Source organism: Psittacicella melopsittaci (assembly GCF_003585925.1).
GTDB lineage: Bacteria > Pseudomonadota > Gammaproteobacteria > Enterobacterales > Psittacicellaceae > Psittacicella > Psittacicella melopsittaci.
On the sequence record NZ_NRJH01000023.1, the window covers coordinates 1 to 18,049 of the forward strand.

Consider the following 18,049-nt stretch of genomic DNA (forward strand, 5'->3'; position numbering starts at 1 on the left):
AAAAGTAGCAAAAACTGAAGAAGTATCAAAGAAAACTAAAGAAACAACATAAGCAGACACTGCAAAAGAAGAAGAACCAGCAAAAACAGAAGCAGAAACTGCAGAAGCTGAAGAACCAGCTCAAGCAGAAACCACAAAAGCAGAAGAACCTGCTGAAGTTGAGACTGCAAACGCAGAAGAACCTGCTGAAGTTGCGACTGCAAAAACTGAGGAACCAGCAAAAGCTGAAGAACCAGTAGAAGCAGATGAAGCGGCAGAAAAAGCTCAGAGCGAAGCTGAAGAACAAGCTCCAACTTCTATTGAACCAGAAGTTAACGACAAGTCTACAAAAGCTTAATAATAAAAGCCATAGGGATTTCCACTATGGCTTTTATTTTGTTTATAATTCTTTTTTACTTGTTGCTACAGCATTAGCAAATTTTTCCGTCATAACTTCTAAACGTGTTAATACAGTTCCTACTGTAACACAAGAAGCTCCTGAATAGATAGCTTTTTTCACATCATCTGGGGTATTAAGTCTACCTTCTCCCATAACAAAATAGCCTTTGTTAGCAAAGTATTCTATTAATGCAAAATCTGCTTGTTCTGGAATAGGACCACCTGTATATCCTGATAAGGTAGTGCCGATAATTTCACAGCCTAAAGAGGCACAATAGTCTCCGTCTTCTGGACTTGAACAGTCAGCCATAGCTAGACAACCGTGACTATGAATTGCTTTAACTAGCTCTTCACGTGAAACTGGACGTTTACGATCAGTACCATCAAATGCAATAATATCCGCTCCTGCTTTAGCTAGGTTTTCTACATCTTCAAGAAAAGGAGTTATACGTACTGGTGAGTCATCAAGATCATATTTAACTATACCAATTACAGGAACTTTTAGGTGAGGACGACTGCACTCAAGTTTTTTTACACCTTCAATACGAATACCACCAGCTCCACCATTTACGGCTGCTTGAGATAAAAGGGAAACGATTTCTGGGTTATCTAACACTCCATGATCAACAGGCTGTACGCTTACCACGAGTTTATTTTTTAATTGGCTTAAAATTTTTTCTTTGTTACTCATAATAAATCCTTAAAAGTTTGCTTTACTTGTGGTACAATATGTTAGTTTTTTTATTTTGTCCGCTTGCGTAAGATTTCTCGCTTATTGCAGGTAAATTATTTGATTATCATCTTAACGGTATGCGTTTTGATGAAAGGATGATTTATATTTTTATGAAATATTTTTGGATATCTAGCTACGTACTGTCAGTACTTTTTGCCAATATTACTTTAAATCAGTTTATTCCTCTACCATTATACGGTCAACTATCTGTAGGTACTTTATTCTTTGCCTTTATTTTTACTTTACGTGATCGTATTCATGGATATGGTATTCGTTACGTTGTTCTTGCCATTTCTCTTGCATTAGTAGTAACCGTAGCATATAGTATTTTTGATAATATAGAGCCTCGCTTTATTATTGCTTCGTTTTTATCTATTGCAGCAGGTGAATTTGCAGATACAATTGTTTTCCAAAACCTTAAAAGAAATAATTGGTTAGTACGTTGTCTAACATCTAATGTTATATCCGTACCTTTAGACTCTTTCTTATTTACAATGTTAGCATTCTGGGGTAATCCTGAATTCCCATTCTCATTTATGCTACAAATTATTTATGCTGATGTACTTACTAAATATGTAATTGCAGCATCTATAGCCTTCCCAATTTACTTCTTTGGGAAAAATACTTTATTAGCTCATCACTATCGTAAAGAAGAGCATGTACAAAATTAATTGAAATAAAGACGCGCTTAAGAGCGCGTCTTTATTTATGCGCTGTGCACTACAACACCATTTACATAAGTTGACTGAACGTTAAACTCATTATCTAAAACTACCAGATTAGCATCTAGTCCAACCTTAATCGAACCTATTTTATCTTCTAAACCTATTTGTTTAGCAGGATTATAAGTTGCTAATCTCAGGATTTGAGCAAAGCTTAAGTCACTATGATTTTTTAATCTTCTGAGCTGAGAGTCCATAGTAATTGCCGAACCCGAAAGTACTCCATTTTGGTCATAGCAACCTTCATTAATTACTTTAATTGGCTTGCTGGCAAAATCAAATTCTGTAATATCTGTTCCCGCAGGCATTAAAGCATCAGTTACAACAAAAATACTATCTTGTTTAACTTTTAATGAAAGATTTACTAACGCCCAATCAACGTGTACACCGTCAACAATAATCCCTGGACTAACTGCTTCACTATTATAGATAGCTCCAACTACGCCTGGAGTACGTCCATTCGTAATTGAACTCATAGCATTGTATAAGTGAGTTGCACAGTTTACCCCTGCATCTATATATTCTTTAGTTTGCTCATAAGAAGCATTCGTATGCCCAATTGAAATGAGAACACCTTGATTTATAAGTTTTTTCACTTTATTTAAATCATTTTCTTCTGGAGCTAGGGTCAGCATTTTAATATAAGGAGCATATTCAAGATATAACTGTAAATCCTTATCTTGCATAGGGTAGATAAAATCTACATTGTGAGTACCTTTTTTAATTTTACTAATATGTGGACCTTCAATGTGGATTCCAGGAATTACATTTTTTTGTTCAGGATATTTTTCTTGGAACTCTTGAATAACCTTTAATGCTTTTTCCCTAAATTCAATTGGACTGGTAATTAAAGTAGGTAAAAACGAAGTACAACCAAACTTATAATTACAATCACGCATAGTTGCTAAAGTAGCAATACTTAAGTTTTCTAATGTTTCATTAAAGTTTGCTCCCCCACAACCATTTACCTGTAAATCTATAAACCCAGGAGCCAGATTATTACCTTGTAAGTCAACAACCTCGTACTCACTAGCTAATGAGGTAAATTTTTCTGGAGAAACTAAGTCTTCAATTTTACCGTCAGCAACTAAAACTACAACATTATCTCTAAATTCAGGGGTATATACTTTACCGTTTATAAAAGCTAACTTTGTCATGAACTTTCCCCTATAAATACTCAGCAAAAACCGTTAAATCACGAGAGAAATCATACGCTACATCTGCTTTTACATGCTCTAATTCTCTAAAGTATTTAAATGTTTTTAAGGTTAAATCACCACAAGCTTCCTCATCACAAACAATCATTGCATGCTTGTGCATTTGCAGAGCGGTAATGGTCCACATATGTGAAACCGAGCCTTCAACTGCTTGCTTAATTGCTTGAGCTTTATTTGCTCCTGTAGCTAAGATCATTACTCGTTTTGCTTCGAGTAAAGTACCAACACCTACAGTGAGAGCAAATTTTGGTACTTCATCTAGATTACTGAAAAAGCGAGAATTTGCGATTCTAGTTTCTTCGGTGAGAGTTTTTACTCTGGTTTTAGAACTTAATGAAGACCCTGGCTCATTAAAAGCAATATGTCCGTCAATTCCAACCCCACCTAAAAATAAATCTATTCCTCCATAAGATTTAATTTTGTCTTCATATTCTTGACAGGTTTTAACTATGTCTTTGGTCATCCCATTAAGAATATTAACATTTTCAGGTTGAATATCTATATGATTAAATAAATTATCATGCATAAAGTAAGAATAACTTTGCGGATGTTCTGCAGGTAAACCTAAATACTCATCCATATTAAAAGTTACCACATGCTTAAAGCTAACCTTACCTTGTTTATAATATTCAATTAGATATTTATAGGTTTGAACTGGAGTACCACCTGTTGGTAAACCTAAAACAAAAGGCTTTTCAGCGGTCGGCTGAAACTTATTTATCGCATCAACAATATATTTTGCACTCCAATGAGCTACATCATCTGCATTAAATAATGGAATTACACGCATATAGACCTCTAATTTTTAAATTTACCAATCTGTAAAATCCCTATAATATTACTTATTATATTATTACTTAATCCAATCAAAGATGCTTGATCTTTATATTAAATTAAGTCAAGTGACCACTTTTATATAAAAACAGTTGACAACACACTGTTATTATGCAATAAAAATCTTTCACAATTTCACCCGAAAAAACAGGCACTTAAGTAAGAAATTTTGCGTTTTTTACGCTTGAAAAAAGCCCATAAGGAAAACCTTATGAGCTCGCTTGTCTGTCTTTTTTTTAATAGTCAAGTATTAAACCACCAATTTCTGATTCTATTGCAAAACAAAAATTGGTTAAAAAGTCATAATCTTCTGTATTAACATCACAGAGAATAAAGTTTAAATTATATTCTTTACCGCGTTCGAGAAGTTCTACTAGGAGAGCTTTAATTTTATATAAACGATCAGCAGCTCCTTGTTCTGTTACATGAAAACTTCTATAGCTATTTATATCTAAAATAGCTCTGAGTCCCACAAGTACGAGACAGAGATTTACATTAGTTTTTTTATTTAAAACTAAATCATATAAACGGGCTAAATATAAAAAAGTAAACTTAAAGAATTTATCCTTACTAAATTCTTTTAAATTAACATATTGTACTTTTTGCGTCCCGACAAAAATATTGTAGTTAGGGTTATAGGCATTATCTATAAGCATTTTATTAATAAATCTAAATTGCTCACCTATGGTAGTGCCTCGAGTTAGATCCCCTTTTTCAATATAATAATCGGACAAGCCTAAATTTATATAATTTGTAATATGTGAGATTGCAGGAACACGAAATAGTTCTAATGCTTTTTTACGATCTATATACGGAATACTAGGAGAAAAAGTTAAAGAATTTTTAACTAAATTTACAAAAAATTCTTTATCTTCACTATTATCCAGATCGAGATTATCTAAAAAGTATCTAATATTATATGCAGTTTTTACATATGGATTTACCGTGCTTTGACGGTCTACGCCTTGGCGACCTACGTCACTTTCAAAGACAATAGGCTCACTGCCTTCAACTGCAGCTTCAAAGTCACTTCCAGTAAAATCTAAAATTCCAAAAGTATAGTTACTTTGGCTTTTATTTTCTAAGAAGTTAACTATCGCTTTATCAATAATATTTGATAGATCACTTTTTATTAATAAATTTTGCTCTTGATCAATTTTTATGTTTTGTAGAGCAAGGAATTCGTTTTTAAAACGTGGTGTACGTAAAGACATCTTTACTAAATTTTTATATCAAAGTTAAAAATATTATTAGAGTAGTATGTTATCTATTATATAACATTCTTATATGACGCTTAGAAAAAATTCGTCAGGAGCGAATTAAGGTTGAGGAATTTTTTAATTTCACTTAATTCTAAATTTTTGCGTAACTGAGTATTAGTTATAAGATATTTATCTTTTAAACTATATGTAGTTACAAGATTATATGCTTGTTTTACAGCATCAGTTTCTTCTAATTCTTTAATCTGCTCTAAAGTTAAAGGATTATCGGCAACAATTTTTTGGCTTCTTGCCACTTGCTGTAAGTTGAGATAAAAGTTTAAATTATCTTCATTAATTTGTTGATCAAGTTCTTGTTTGTTATGAGCGAACAAACTATAGTTGTAAACAAGTTTATCTACTTGAGGAAGTAAACTTAAGGCAGCTAAAGTGTGACTTATAGAGCCTAGTTTTCCTGCTGTTACTAAAACCACCTCAACTTCAACTTCTTTTTCTTTACACTTGGCAATAAATAGATTAATTAAATCTAAATTATTAATTAAATCATTTACTGGAGATAATACTCCTCCAGCTAGTTCTACCAGTAAAACATCTAGCTTAGTATAGGTTTCGGTAATTAAGTTTTTTAAGTTTACTTGGGCATAATGCTGGTTTAAATATTGCTCAAAATCTTCAAGAATTTTTGCAACTTTAATATCTTGTTGTTCTTCACGAGCTGCCAAATGTGGGGAAGCAGGCGTCTTAAAAATATAAGAGCACATTTTACTATTACCTAAGTAGTTATTTAAACTCTTAGGACTATTGCGAGCTTGACAATACTCGGTAGCTAGAGCCAGTTGTTGCTCTAAATCGATTGAGCTAGATTCACATCCAGTTTGAACAGGTTTATAAGAGGCTACTTTTACATTATTGTAAATTAGTTGCCCTAATAATGAGCCACTAACATAAGTTTTGCCAATATCTGTATCTATGCCACAAACTATTATTGCTTTCATAAATTTCTCATTTGATACTACAAACAAAAAGAAGAGGGTTATAGGTTAGGGGGTAACCTTCGGGTTCTTTTAGACTTTCATATGCTTGATATAAATCTAAAAGCTTTTGCTTATTCCATTTGGTTGCTTGAGGTAAATTATTTACCCCTGTTAATTTTAAGTGTTGAAACAAATCTTTTAAGCTCTTAAAATAAAGCTTTTTCTCATACTCATGCTCAGCCTTGACATTAAAACCAGCCGTATGCAACATTTCTTTCCACTGACTAGGTGAGTAATACTTTAACGACCTCTGGGTAATTTCTCTTAATTCTTTAAAGTTAGCTAAAGAGAAGGTTCCAAAAGCAAAGATCCCCTTTGGAGCTAAAAGTTTTTCCCTTATGCCTTGTAACAAGTCTAGAGGTTTATCTATCCATTGGATCATTGCATTACTAATTACTAAATCAAAAGATTTATCATCCTCTTTACACCATTCTAAAGCATTAGCAACCACAATTTCAATCTGCTTAATATTTTTATTTGCTTGCAAGTGTTGTTTAGCCTCAGGCAAAATAGGAACCAAATCCACTAAAGTTAGCTGCATTTCCCTTTGTTGCTCTTGGGCAAGAATTTGGCTTAAGTCGGCATTACTTCCTGAACCAAGATCGCATATTTTTAACATGGGCTCAGAAGGCAAATAAGGGGTAAATAAGTCAACCAGCTTTTGGCTCATTTGCCCTTGTACTATTGCATGCTGGTGATAGGTTTGTCTAGCTTTAGTAAAATTTAAAGCTATTAAATCATATTTGGACATAAAAATAAGTAGGGGCAAAGAGAAAAAATAATTTCTTACTTTTCCCCTTTGCCGATCCTTGATTACATCTTAGTTTTTTCGATATCTTTGACATAATCTTTCGATTGCGTCAAGAGCTAGAGATAATTGTTCTACATCTGGTAGAAACACAATTCTAAAGTGATTTTTATCTTTCCAGTTAAATCCTTGTCCATGGATAACTAAAGTATGCTCTTCTGAGAGAAGCTTTTTAGCAAAATCGAGATCATCGACAAAATTAAATCTATCTAGATCAATTTTCACAAAAGCATATAAAGCCCCATGCACATTTTCACAAGATAATCCATCAATTTGATTAATGCGATTAACTAGTAAAGTTCTTTGTTCATAGAGACGGCCACCAGGTGCAGTTAAGTCGTAAATAGAAAGGTCTTTTTCTAAACATTCACGAATAATTGCTTGGAATGGTGACACTGAACATAAACGCATGCTGGTTAATTTATCTAAACTCGCAACAAATCCTGGAGCTTGATCAAATGGTCCAGTGAGGAACATCCAACCTAGACGATAACCACAAAGTCTATTAGCCTTAGAAGCACCATTAAAAGTAATAACTAGAGCTTTATCACTTAAAGAAGCTATAGGCACATGTTGTGCTTGGTCATAAGTAATACGGTCGTAAATTTCATCAGAAAGGACAATTAGCTCGTGCTTAATTGCTAAGTCTACTAAGCCCTGTAATACTTCTTTGGAATATACTTGTCCAGTAGGGTTGTTCGGATTAATAATTACTATAGCTTTAGTTTTGTCTGTAATTTTGCTTTCAATATCAGCTAAATCTGGTTGCCATTTGTTATCTGGATCACAACGATAATATACAGCTTTAGCCCCTGCTAAATTAACTGCAGCTGACCATAAAGGATAATCAGGAGCAGGAACGAGAATCTCATCTCCATGATCACATAAAGCATTGGTTACTAATAAAATGAGCTCAGAAACACCATTACCAATATAAACACGATTTGGGTCATTAATATCTAAGCCTACGCCTAGTTTATGATTATATTCAATAATAGCTTTACGAGCATCTAAGTGCCCTTTTGAATCACAGTAGCCATGGTACTGATAGAGACTATTTTGTAAAGTATCTTTAAATACCTCAGGTACTTCAAAACCAAAAATTGCGGGATTACCAATATTTAATTTTAAAATTTTATTCCCCAGACTCTCAAGGCGATTCGCTTCAATCAATAACGGTCCACGAATTTCATAGTGCACGCTGTCCAAGTGAGTTGCTGATTTTTTAAATTTCTCCCACATTCTTACTCCTTGTGCAAATTAATATGTGTAATGTATAGTTTATGTATTTATTATAGGCTGAGAATAAAGATAATTCGCTTAACTAAATTTTTTGCCCATGATAGTTTATTATACTCTTGATTGGCTCGTTCTTATGATAAATTTAACGAGAAATTTCGATTCTACGCTTAAGGTAACAAAGGTAATAATGTGATTAATTCTTATTTTTACAGGCATTTTCTCGCATGTTTTTAAGTCTTCAATGCTTGAGTTGGCTTTTTTTGGTATAATTAAAGTTGGTCACATAAAAGAAGCGTTATAAATGTGACCTAAAGTTGAGGTATACATGTTTAATATAAAGCAATTTGACGAGCAAAATATTAATCATGAAGCTAATTGCCTATGGAAACCCCAATATCAGAGTTTTATAGGTAAATATTTACTTCAAGATTTAGAAAATATTGATACTACAATTGCTAACTTGATCCAAATTAATCCAAGTAAAGCTAGTGAGTTAAATAATTTTGTCGGCTCCAAAGTTGTGGTGAACAAGTATAACAACCTTGTCAACTGGCAAGATAGTTTTACTGCGATGGTTGATTTTACGCAAGCACGCACGCCAACAACCCTAGACCAAATTTTATTGCTTGAACACGAGCCTGTTTTTACCCAAGGTATAAATGGCAGTCCTGAGCATGTGTTAAACAATCGCTTTAACATTCCTGTGCTTCAAGCTGATCGTGGCGGGCAAGTAACCTACCATGGACCAAGACAACAAATTATTTACTTACTCATTGACTTTGAAAGAAAAAAACATGAATTTGCCGCCTTTGATGTTAAATTCTATGCTCGTAATATAGTTACAGCAATGGAAAATGCGGTTGTAAATGTTTTAACTCATTTAGGGATGAGCAATGTGCATGCTAAACCAGATGCACCTGGAATCTATGTAAATGAGAAAAAAATATCGTCTCTTGGTTTAAAAGTTACACGTCATGGTACTTACCATGGTATAGCTATTAATTTGGATATGGACTTAGAACCATTCCATAGTATTAATCCATGTGGTTATGCAGGACTAGAAATGTGCAATGTAACTGATTATGTAGATGTACAGGCACTAGTAAAACATGGCTTAATTTCTCTAGATCAAGTAGCAACTATTACGCACGAAGACCTTTTTAACATTCTTCAAACCGTTATTAGTGAATATTTTGTAAGTTACATTGTTAATTGCTTTGCATATACTAAAGTTTATGATGGCAATAACCTATAAAGAAATATAAGGTAAAGATTAAAAATTATGGGTAAAGAGTTTAGAATGGAACGAGGAGTTCAGTATCGTGATGCTGCTAAAACTTCTATCATTCCAGTAAAAAATATCGATCCGAATCAAGAGTTTTTAAAAAAACCTGATTGGTTAAAAATTAAAATCCCAGCTGATAGTGAACGTATTCGCGAAATTAAAAGTGCACTAAGAAAGAACTCTCTTCACTCAGTTTGTGAAGAAGCTTCTTGTCCTAACTTACACGAATGTTTTAGTCACGGTACGGCAACATTTATGATCCTAGGGGCAATCTGTACTCGTAGATGTCCTTTCTGTGATGTTGCCCATGGTAAACCTCTACCACCAGATGCTGAAGAACCAATTAAACTAGCGCAAACTGTAAAAGACATGCGTCTAAAATACGTGGTTATTACATCTGTTGACCGTGATGACTTACGTGACGGTGGGGCTAACCACTACGCGCAAGTAGTATCAGAAGTAAGACGTTTAAATCCGGGAATTAAAGTAGAAACTCTAGTACCTGATTTTAGAGGTCACATTGACCGTGCTTTAGATGAACTATCTGTAGCACCACCAGATGTATTCAACCATAACTTAGAAAACGTACCACGTTTATACCGTGATATACGTCCAGGGGCTAACTATGAGAAATCTTTAGAATTACTACGTAAATTTAAAGAGAGATTCCCAGAAATCCCAACTAAATCTGGTTTAATGGTTGGTCTTGGTGAAACTAACGAAGAATTATTCCAAGTAATGCGTGATTTACGTGCTAATGGTGTAACCATGATTACTATTGGTCAATACTTACAACCTTCACGTTATCACTACCCAGTACAAAGATATGTTCCACCTTCAGAATTCGAAGAAATTCGTAGATACGCTCTCGAATTAGGTTTTGAACATGCGGCCGTAGGTGCATTTGTACGTTCTTCATATCATGCTGACTTACAAGCAAAAGATATAGTTAAAAACGAATTAAATGACCCTACCGCTCCTGTACTAAATGTAAAAATTACTGAGCTTTAATATCTCTAGGATCGTCAACTTTGACGATCCTTCTTTTATCAAGAATTATGATCACTAGTTTACCCCCATTAAGTTTATACATCCATATTCCTTGGTGTGTACAAAAGTGCCCTTATTGTGATTTTAATAGTCATGGGATTAAAGCCAAATCTATCGATAGTAAAGGTTATTCTCCCGAACAAGAACTAATTCCAGAAGACGACTATGTAAAGCATTTACTTTTAGATTTACAAGCTGATCTAAAATATGTCCAAGGTCGAGAAATTTCTTCGATTTTTATTGGTGGGGGCACGCCTTCGATTTTAACTCCTCAAGCTATTAGTAAAATTCTTCAAGGGGTACAAGAATATGTCCCTCTCAAACAAAACTGTGAAATTACCATGGAAGCTAATCCAGGCACAGTAGACCAAGAAAAGTTCAATGGTTTTGTTGCTGCAGGAGTTAATCGATTATCTATAGGTATTCAAAGCTTTAATCCTGAGCACTTAAAAGTCTTAGGACGAATCCACGATCCCGAACAAGCAAAAAATGCCGTACAAGCGGCTTTTAAGGCTGGTTTTAAGCGTGTAAATGTAGATCTAATGTTTGGCTTACCTGAGCAAAGCATTACCCAAGCTCTGAGTGATTTAGAGCAGGCTATAGCTTTAAATCCAACCCATCTGTCTTGGTATCAGCTAACTATAGAACCTCATACCTTATTTGCTTCGCGCCCACCTACATTACCCGAAAGCGATTATATTTGGGAAATAGAAGTAGCAGGAAAAAAGCTATTACAACAAGCAGGTTTTAACCAGTATGAAGTAAGTGCCTATGCCAAAGCAAATAATCAGTGTGAACATAATTTACACTATTGGCAATTTCATGATTACTTGGGCATAGGTTGTGGAGCTGCAGGTAAAATTACAAATATTTCTGGTATTATTCGTACCATGAAAACTAAACATCCTGCAGGCTATCTTAAAGGCAACTATTTAAATAGTGTCGAAAAAGTAAAACATGAGCATTATTTATTTGAATACTTTTTAAATAGATTTAGACTTTTTACTCCTGTTAGCAAACAAGAATTTACTTTGAGCACAGGCTTACCTAGTGCAGTTGCCGAGCAAGCTTTAGCCAAACATCTTGCCAATGGTAATATTCGTGATCTAGGTCAAGCATGGGAACTAACTCCACAAGGGCATAATTTTCTCAATTCGATCCTCGAAGACTTAATTCCTGAAGACTAAAACGAGAAAATTAACTATAATATAGATATAACTTTAAACTATTTAGGTTAGTACCATGAAAACACAAAATGAACTAAAAGAAATGGTTGCCCGTCAGGCTCTCGAATTTGTCCAACCAAACCAAGTCTTAGGCGTAGGATCTGGTTCTACTGTAGCTATCTTTATTAGTCTACTTCCAGAACTTCCGTTTAAAGTTGAGTATGCCGTGGCAGCTTCTAAAGAAAGTGAAGCAAACCTTGCTAAAGTGGGAGTTAAGGTTTTAGATGCCAATACAGTAACTTCCTTAGGTGTTTATATCGATGGTGCTGATGAAGTAACTCCAGAAGGTTATATGACCAAAGGGGGCGGAGCAGCCTTAACGCGAGAAAAAATTGTCGCTAGTTTAAGTGAAAACTTTGTTTGTATTGTTGACCAATCCAAAGAAGTAGCTAAACTAGGAAGTCAATTTGCGCTTCCTGTGGAAGTAATTCCTATGGCTCGCGAAGTTGTAAGCCGTGCCTTAACTGCTCTAGGTGGTAGACCTGTATATCGCGAAAACTGCATTACCGATAATGGTAATATTATTCTCGATGTACATGACTTTGTTATTGAAGATCCAGTAGCTATGGAGCAAACTATTAATAACATTCCTGGCGTAGTTTCGAACGGCATTTTTGCCCGTAATAAAGCAACTAAAGTACTAGTTGCCAAATAAAAAAGAACTGTCTGCGTTTAATGCAGACAGTTCTTTTTTTTTTAATTGCAAGTAAAGCTGTAATACCTTTGGATCCAACTTTTATCATTATCATTAAATGAACCTGAAATATGAAGCCAATATAGTTTATTATTATCAGCCGATACTTCAGCATTAGCTCGAGCAAACTGCTTTCTTGGGCTATTTTTTAGAAAACTTATATATTTGCTGGCATCATTTTCATTTAAAAATGGACCACAAGTTAGAGTTAAACTAGGAGTTTCTTCTACACTTTGGGCTACTTTTTTACTTTCTTGTTCATTAGTTAATTGCTGTTGGTTAGCAGCATTTCTACTATTATTAAGATTTTGAGCTGTGTCCTTGTTCCCTGTAGTATCAATTGAACTTGGATCTACTACCATTTCGGTATTTTCGTTGCTTACACTATTGCTAACTTGAGTTAAAGTTTGGCTCGGTAAGTTTAAAGAATTTCGTAGTTTATCAATAACTTCTTTTTGTTCTTTAGTTACCGCAACATAAGGTTTAGCAAAGTTTGGTAATTCTACAGGTTTAGGATTAAGAGTAAGTAAATTACTCGTATTTTCAAAATGATTAATATAGCTCCATACTTCACTAGGTACAGGAGGGGCTTGGACTACGCGTTTAACTACCTTATGATCCTGTGCCACTTTTTTCTGGTTTTTATAAATCCCACCTACACATATCGCCATAATCACAATTACTACCGAAACTATTAGTAAGTCTTGGACTAATACCTGTCTTCCACCTATTTGAAACAAAGGCTTATTTAAAAACTTTATGGTTGCTATCCAAGTTTCGATAAAACTTTTAATCGTACGAAGAAAAATATTTTCCCGACGGCGATGCTTTTCTAAAAACTTCATGGTCTATTGCATTAATTGAGATCATATGGATCTACATCTAAATAAAAAACTGGACGATATTTTTTATAAACTTCACTCTCTAAAAAATCTTGATTTAATTGTTTTAAGATTTCACTCCGAGCTTGTCTATCTTCTATTATAAAGTCAAGAACATATTTATGTAAATTATTTTGTTTACCTAATTCGTGCACACTAAGACTATAGTAAATTTCTTTGCTATAAGCTTTGACTTTTTGCTCGAGCATAGAATACAAATGGCTAATTAAATAATTGGCAATTTGATTATCAGCATGACGTATAGCAATATAAGCTTGACTGGTATAAGGAGGATAGGCTAAGCTTTGTCTTGCCTTAAGATACACCTTAGCAAAATGAAAATAGCTTAAAGTAATTAAGTCATGATAAATTTTTTCATGGGGAATAGCTGTTTGTAAAACAACTGTTCCAGGTTTATTTTCTCGCCCTGCTCTTCCTGCCACTTGCACATACAATTGAGCTAATCTTTCAGGAGCACGATAATCATTACTTAACATAAGTCCATCAATATTTAGTAGAGCTACTAGAGTTACATCAGAAAAGTGGTGCCCTTTGGCAATCATTTGCGTACCTATTAAAATAGACCCTTTGGTTGTATGCGCTTTATAGAGATTTTCTTCTAAGGCTTGAGCATCTTTAGAAGTATCTCTATCTATGCGAATTACCTTATTAGCATTATACATGGCACCACAAAGATTTTCTATTTGCTCAGTGCCTGCCCCTAAAGGTAAGAGCATGCTCGAATTACACTGCGGACAGTGATCAGGAAGATGAGAAAACCTTAAGCCACAATAATGACAATGAAGTTCATGGCGGCGGCGATGATAGGTTAGAGGACGATCACACTCAGGGCAAAGAAAGATATAGCCACAAGAATCACAAACTAGTTGCGGAGCAAAGCCACGACGATTTAAGAAAAGCAGTACTTGATTACCTTGACTTAACTGCTCTTGCATTAACTCCCAAAGAGAAAGAGTAATACCTGCTTTATTTAAAAGCAATCTTTTATCTTCAACGCCGATAAAGTCTTGCTTGCGAATATCAAGAATTATGGTTTTATTTTCATGTTTGGCTTGGGCACGTCTGGTCAAAACTAAGTGCTTAAACTTGCCTAATTCAAGGTTATGTAAACTAGTAAAACTCGGAGTTGCCGAGCCCATAATTATCGGAATTCCTAAAGTACTTGCCCGTAAAATTGCTATATCACGAGCATTATAACGGAAATCATTTTGTTGCTTATAGGACGAATCATGCTCCTCATCAATTATAATGCAACCTAGATTTTGCATAGGCATAAATATTGCCGAGCGCGTACCGATTAAAATCCCTACTTCTCCTTTTTGGCATTCGTAGATTATTTGGTTTTTAGTTTCATCATCAACATTAGAGTGAATAATGTGTATCTTTACATTAAACCTATTTTTAAATCTATTTACCGTTTGCGGGGTTAAACCTATTTCTGGCACTAAAACCAAACATGACTTACCTTGCAATAAATAGTGCTCAATTATTTGTAAGTATACTTCAGTTTTACCTGAGCCTGTAACTCCATCAAGTAAATAGGTTGTATAACCTAAGTTCTCGGTTACTTGTGCATATGCAGCTTGCTGTTGGCTATTTAAAACTAGTTTGTTATCTAGATTAATTAATTGGTTACGTCTTTGCTCTAAACTTAAGTCTTTAATTTGCGTAAACCAACTATTTTCTCGAGCTTTATAAGGTAGGAGATTAAATCTTTTACTTTGAATAATTTGTGTTTTTAGCTCGACTAGTTTACTTTCTAAGAGAAATTGAAAGCCTTTGCTATTTTGATTAATCTTTGGTAAGTTACGACTTAGATCACTCAATTGAGCATAAAGAACTGGATCTAAGCTAATTTGACTCTCTTGCCCCAAAGCAAACTCTTGCTCTAAGTATTGCCTTAATAACTCGCAAATAAGCAAATTCAGAAGTTGGCGTAAAATAGGTAAGGTAATGCCTAGGTCTTTGAATTCTTGTTTTAATTGAGCAAAATGCTCTTGCTCAAGAGTTAAGAAAAAGTGCTGATTATAAAAATCAAGTAAACTTTTAAACTTACTTAAACTACCTACTTCTTGGGCGCTTAAAGCAAATTCTTTTAGCCAATTTGCCAAATAATGCTTTTGCATCAAAGAGCTTAAATTTAGCTCGCTATTATTTGCTTTATTCGCGAATAGCTTTAATAAAAGCTCTTCCACTTGAGGAGCAAAAGTATAGGCAAATAATGCAAAACTAGCCTCTTTAACCATAGGGTTGCGATATAAAGGTGGTAATGCGGTAAATAAAGTATTACCTAAGCTCGAGACAAAATAGTTGCTGGCAAAGTTTAAGACTTTAAATAATTCTCCACCAAAATACTGGCGATTGACTATGTGATGTACAGCTTTAATGCGTTTAAAGTTTGGGGTTACATGAGTTGCTACTACCACAGCATGAAGATCTCTGCCATTAAAATTTACATAGACTATTCCCCCTACTTCAACCTCACCCATATGAGGTTCTACTTTGTAGGTAAATCTTTGATTTAAATTTACAGGTATAACAACTTCAATGTACATAACGAGAAATCCTAATAAAATAAAAAGCGAGAAACTACTTTCTCGCTTTTTGCTTAAGAATTATTTATTGTGGTAGCGGTTATAGCTATCAATAATTTCTTTTTCTGCTGAAGCTTTGTTTTCCCAAGCTTCAACTTTCACCCATTTACCTTTTTCAAGATCTTTATAGTGTTCGAAAAAGTGTTTAGTTTGTTCTTTTAGATACTCAGGGAAGTCTTCAACGTCTTGAATATCTTTATACATAGGTGCAATTTTTTCATGTGGAACAGCTAATACTTTAGCGTCTACACCTGACTCATCAGTCATTTTTAAAACACCTACTGCACGACAACGAATTACAGCACCGTGAACTAGAGGGAATGGAGTTAATACTAATACATCAACTGGGTCACCATCTAATGATAAAGTTTGGTTAATAAAACCATAGTTTAATGGGTAAACCATAGCTGTACCAATAAAACGGTCACAGAATAATGCACCAGACTCTTTATCCACTTCATATTTAACAGGGTTAGTGTAAGCTGGAATTTCGATAACAACGTTAAAATCGTGAGGTAAATCTTTACCTGCAGGTACTTTTTCTAATAACATAAAAATCCTTATATTTATAAATACCAAACTGATATTAATGCCAATATTATAACACTAAAGCTCATTTTTTGGTAAAGAAAAAGAGGTTATGCATTGCATAACCTCTTTTACTTTTTTCGAATATTTTTTATTAAATTATTTAGCTGATTTTTCAACTAATTCGATAACTGCCATAGGAGCAGCATCACCTGCACGGTAACCATTTTTAAGGATACGAGTGTAACCACCGTTACGCTCTTTAAATAATGGACCTAACACGTCGAATAATTTTTTCACAGCTTCTTTATTGTTACCTAAACGAGCATATGCTAAACGACGGTTTGCAGTTGTATCTTCTTTAGCTAAAGTGATTAGAGGTTCTACGTACATACGTAACTCTTTCGCTTTAGGTAAAGTAGTTTTAATAATCTCGTGTTCAACTAAAGCAATAGTTAAATTACGGAACAATGCCTTACGATGTGCACTATTGCGGTTTAGTTTACGACCAGTTTTAAGATGGCGCATCTTTTATAAAACTCCTAGTAAGCTGAACTTACTTCTTAAGCTCTGCTGGTGGCCAGTTCATTAAGCGAGTACCTAATTGTAAACCGTGGTTTTTAAGTACATCTTTGATCTCATTTAAAGATTTACGACCTAAGTTAGGTGCTTTTAATAAGTCAACTTCGCTTTTCTGAACTAATTCACCAATATAGCGAATGTCTTCTGCTTTAAGACAGTTAGCTGAACGTACAGTTAACTCTAAAGCATCAACAGGTTCTAGTAAAATAGGTTCAAATTCAGGTTTCTTAACAGTTGGTTCTACTGGTTGTTCAATAGCTTTAAGATCAACGAATGGAACTAATTGTTGGTGTAAAATTGATGCCGCAAGACGAATTGCATCTTCAGGATCAATAGTACCGTTAGTTTGTAAAGTAATAGTTAATTTATCATAGTCGTTTGATTGACCATGACGAGCATTAGCTACTTCATAGTTAACTACTTTAACTGGAGCAAATTTTGCATCTAATAGGATAGTTTTAGAACCTAAAATGCTAATTTTTTGCTCAACACCTTGTTCGCGACGATCTTTAGCTGGTGAGTAACCAGTACCAGTCTGAATGCGTGCATGAATACGAACTTCGGCTTTAGGAGAAGTTAGGTGACAAAGAACTAAATCTTTATTAATCACTTCAACACCTTCTACAGATGTTTCCATACTGTCAGCTCTTAAAGCACCTTGGCCACTTTTTGTGAATGTTACAACAACATCATTTACGCCTTCAGGTAGCTTAACTGCTAACTCTTGGAAATTTAGAAGAATGTTTAATACATCCTCTTGTACACCTTTAATAGTGCCGTATTCTTGCTGTATACCTTCAATACAAACTTCGGTAACAGCTGCACCAGGCATCACAGATAAGAGGATACGACGTAAGCTGTTTCCTAACGTATGTCCAAAACCACGTTCTAATGGTTGTAGTGAAACTTTCGAAAAATATGGTTCTGCATATTCTTCAATATCTATCGTGGATGGAGTAAGAAGTTCAATACTTTTCGAGTCCATAGAATCCTCTAAATA

The 18,049-nt window shown here is 34.3% G+C and carries 17 protein-coding genes; 5 read left to right on the top strand and 12 right to left on the bottom strand.

Annotated features, from left to right (window positions below; all coding sequences use genetic code 11):
- Positions 1-379 precede the first annotated feature (379 nt).
- A complete protein-coding gene (locus CJP74_RS02915) occupies positions 380-1,069 on the bottom strand; it encodes an N-acetylmannosamine-6-phosphate 2-epimerase (protein ID WP_119496777.1) in 690 nt (229 codons plus the stop codon).
- Positions 1,070-1,221: 152 nt separating this feature from the next.
- Here CJP74_RS02915 and CJP74_RS02920 point away from each other — a divergent pair, with 152 nt between their 5' ends.
- A complete protein-coding gene (locus CJP74_RS02920) occupies positions 1,222-1,782 on the top strand; it encodes a VUT family protein (RefSeq protein WP_119496778.1) in 561 nt (186 codons plus the stop codon).
- Between the two features lie 35 nt (positions 1,783-1,817).
- On the opposite strand, the gene nagA is transcribed toward CJP74_RS02920, so the two are convergent.
- The 6 genes from nagA to CJP74_RS02950 all read right to left on the bottom strand — a co-directional run bounded on the left by nagA (position 1,818) and on the right by CJP74_RS02950 (position 8,188).
- Positions 1,818-2,990, bottom strand: a complete 1,173-nt coding sequence (gene nagA, locus CJP74_RS02925) for an N-acetylglucosamine-6-phosphate deacetylase (RefSeq protein ID WP_119496779.1) — start codon at positions 2,988-2,990, stop codon at positions 1,818-1,820.
- A gap of 10 nt (positions 2,991-3,000) precedes the next feature.
- Positions 3,001-3,840 (bottom strand): glucosamine-6-phosphate deaminase, encoded by an 840-nt coding sequence (gene nagB / locus CJP74_RS02930; RefSeq protein WP_119496780.1) that lies wholly within the window; start codon positions 3,838-3,840, stop codon positions 3,001-3,003.
- A gap of 280 nt (positions 3,841-4,120) precedes the next feature.
- The gene (locus tag CJP74_RS02935; RefSeq protein ID WP_119496781.1) at positions 4,121-5,098 is read right to left on the bottom strand and encodes a hypothetical protein; all 978 of its coding nucleotides are present in this window, start codon (positions 5,096-5,098) and stop codon (positions 4,121-4,123) included.
- Positions 5,099-5,178: 80 nt separating this feature from the next.
- On the bottom strand, positions 5,179-6,099 hold the full coding sequence (gene bioD / locus CJP74_RS02940) for a dethiobiotin synthase (protein WP_119496782.1): 921 nt from the start codon (positions 6,097-6,099) through the stop codon (positions 5,179-5,181).
- Between the two features lie 7 nt (positions 6,100-6,106).
- Complete coding sequence (locus CJP74_RS02945; RefSeq protein WP_119496783.1) at positions 6,107-6,889, bottom strand: methyltransferase domain-containing protein; 783 nt, start codon at positions 6,887-6,889, stop codon at positions 6,107-6,109.
- A gap of 69 nt (positions 6,890-6,958) precedes the next feature.
- Positions 6,959-8,188, bottom strand: a complete 1,230-nt coding sequence (locus tag CJP74_RS02950) for an aminotransferase class I/II-fold pyridoxal phosphate-dependent enzyme (protein ID WP_119496784.1) — start codon at positions 8,186-8,188, stop codon at positions 6,959-6,961.
- A 325-nt stretch (positions 8,189-8,513) separates the two neighbouring features.
- Between CJP74_RS02950 and lipB the strand changes: the two genes are divergently transcribed.
- The 4 genes from lipB to rpiA are packed head-to-tail and all read left to right on the top strand — an operon-like array spanning position 8,514 to position 12,404.
- Positions 8,514-9,443 (top strand): lipoyl(octanoyl) transferase LipB, encoded by a 930-nt coding sequence (lipB, locus tag CJP74_RS02955; protein WP_119496785.1) that lies wholly within the window; start codon positions 8,514-8,516, stop codon positions 9,441-9,443.
- Between the two features lie 27 nt (positions 9,444-9,470).
- Entirely contained in the window at positions 9,471-10,484 is a 1,014-nt protein-coding gene (gene lipA / locus CJP74_RS02960) for a lipoyl synthase (protein WP_119496786.1), read from the top strand.
- Between the two features lie 47 nt (positions 10,485-10,531).
- The gene (gene hemW / locus CJP74_RS02965) at positions 10,532-11,710 is read left to right on the top strand and encodes a radical SAM family heme chaperone HemW (RefSeq protein WP_222986870.1); all 1,179 of its coding nucleotides are present in this window, start codon (positions 10,532-10,534) and stop codon (positions 11,708-11,710) included.
- Positions 11,711-11,765: 55 nt separating this feature from the next.
- Positions 11,766-12,404, top strand: a complete 639-nt coding sequence (rpiA, locus tag CJP74_RS02970; RefSeq protein WP_119496787.1) for a ribose-5-phosphate isomerase RpiA — start codon at positions 11,766-11,768, stop codon at positions 12,402-12,404.
- 41 nt (positions 12,405-12,445) lie between these two features.
- On the opposite strand, the gene CJP74_RS02975 is transcribed toward rpiA, so the two are convergent.
- The 5 genes from CJP74_RS02975 to CJP74_RS02995 all read right to left on the bottom strand — a co-directional run bounded on the left by CJP74_RS02975 (position 12,446) and on the right by CJP74_RS02995 (position 18,034).
- A complete protein-coding gene (locus CJP74_RS02975; RefSeq protein WP_119496788.1) occupies positions 12,446-13,288 on the bottom strand; it encodes a hypothetical protein in 843 nt (280 codons plus the stop codon).
- Positions 13,289-13,299: 11 nt separating this feature from the next.
- A complete protein-coding gene (gene priA / locus CJP74_RS02980; protein ID WP_119496789.1) occupies positions 13,300-15,900 on the bottom strand; it encodes a replication restart helicase PriA in 2,601 nt (866 codons plus the stop codon).
- A 60-nt stretch (positions 15,901-15,960) separates the two neighbouring features.
- A complete protein-coding gene (ppa, locus tag CJP74_RS02985; RefSeq protein ID WP_119496790.1) occupies positions 15,961-16,491 on the bottom strand; it encodes an inorganic diphosphatase in 531 nt (176 codons plus the stop codon).
- A 135-nt stretch (positions 16,492-16,626) separates the two neighbouring features.
- Positions 16,627-16,995 carry a 50S ribosomal protein L17 gene (rplQ, locus tag CJP74_RS02990; protein WP_119496791.1) on the bottom strand — a complete coding sequence of 123 codons (369 nt, stop codon included), beginning with the start codon at positions 16,993-16,995 and terminating at the stop codon, positions 16,627-16,629.
- Between the two features lie 28 nt (positions 16,996-17,023).
- Positions 17,024-18,034 carry a DNA-directed RNA polymerase subunit alpha gene (locus CJP74_RS02995; RefSeq protein WP_119496792.1) on the bottom strand — a complete coding sequence of 337 codons (1,011 nt, stop codon included), beginning with the start codon at positions 18,032-18,034 and terminating at the stop codon, positions 17,024-17,026.
- Positions 18,035-18,049: the final 15 nt, after the last annotated feature.

Excerpts from the sequence above, each read along its gene's own strand:
- rpiA (WP_119496787.1), top strand. The coding sequence starts at position 11,766 with ATGAAAACACAAAATGAACTAAAAGAAATGGTTGCCCGTCAGGCTCTC.
- priA (WP_119496789.1), bottom strand. The coding sequence starts at position 15,900 with ATGTACATTGAAGTTGTTATACCTGTAAATTTAAATCAAAGATTTACC.
- CJP74_RS02975 (WP_119496788.1), bottom strand. The coding sequence starts at position 13,288 with ATGAAGTTTTTAGAAAAGCATCGCCGTCGGGAAAATATTTTTCTTCGT.
- nagB (WP_119496780.1), bottom strand. The coding sequence starts at position 3,840 with ATGCGTGTAATTCCATTATTTAATGCAGATGATGTAGCTCATTGGAGT.
- CJP74_RS02950 (WP_119496784.1), bottom strand. The coding sequence starts at position 8,188 with ATGTGGGAGAAATTTAAAAAATCAGCAACTCACTTGGACAGCGTGCAC.
- CJP74_RS02945 (WP_119496783.1), bottom strand. The coding sequence starts at position 6,889 with ATGTCCAAATATGATTTAATAGCTTTAAATTTTACTAAAGCTAGACAA.
- CJP74_RS02920 (WP_119496778.1), top strand. The coding sequence starts at position 1,222 with ATGAAATATTTTTGGATATCTAGCTACGTACTGTCAGTACTTTTTGCC.
- CJP74_RS02995 (WP_119496792.1), bottom strand. The coding sequence starts at position 18,034 with ATGGACTCGAAAAGTATTGAACTTCTTACTCCATCCACGATAGATATT.
- CJP74_RS02935 (WP_119496781.1), bottom strand. The coding sequence starts at position 5,098 with ATGTCTTTACGTACACCACGTTTTAAAAACGAATTCCTTGCTCTACAA.
- lipB (WP_119496785.1), top strand. The coding sequence starts at position 8,514 with ATGTTTAATATAAAGCAATTTGACGAGCAAAATATTAATCATGAAGCT.
- CJP74_RS02915 (WP_119496777.1), bottom strand. The coding sequence starts at position 1,069 with ATGAGTAACAAAGAAAAAATTTTAAGCCAATTAAAAAATAAACTCGTG.
- bioD (WP_119496782.1), bottom strand. The coding sequence starts at position 6,099 with ATGAAAGCAATAATAGTTTGTGGCATAGATACAGATATTGGCAAAACT.
- nagA (WP_119496779.1), bottom strand. The coding sequence starts at position 2,990 with ATGACAAAGTTAGCTTTTATAAACGGTAAAGTATATACCCCTGAATTT.
- ppa (WP_119496790.1), bottom strand. The coding sequence starts at position 16,491 with ATGTTATTAGAAAAAGTACCTGCAGGTAAAGATTTACCTCACGATTTT.
- hemW (WP_222986870.1), top strand. The coding sequence starts at position 10,532 with ATGATCACTAGTTTACCCCCATTAAGTTTATACATCCATATTCCTTGG.
- rplQ (WP_119496791.1), bottom strand. The coding sequence starts at position 16,995 with ATGCGCCATCTTAAAACTGGTCGTAAACTAAACCGCAATAGTGCACAT.
- lipA (WP_119496786.1), top strand. The coding sequence starts at position 9,471 with ATGGGTAAAGAGTTTAGAATGGAACGAGGAGTTCAGTATCGTGATGCT.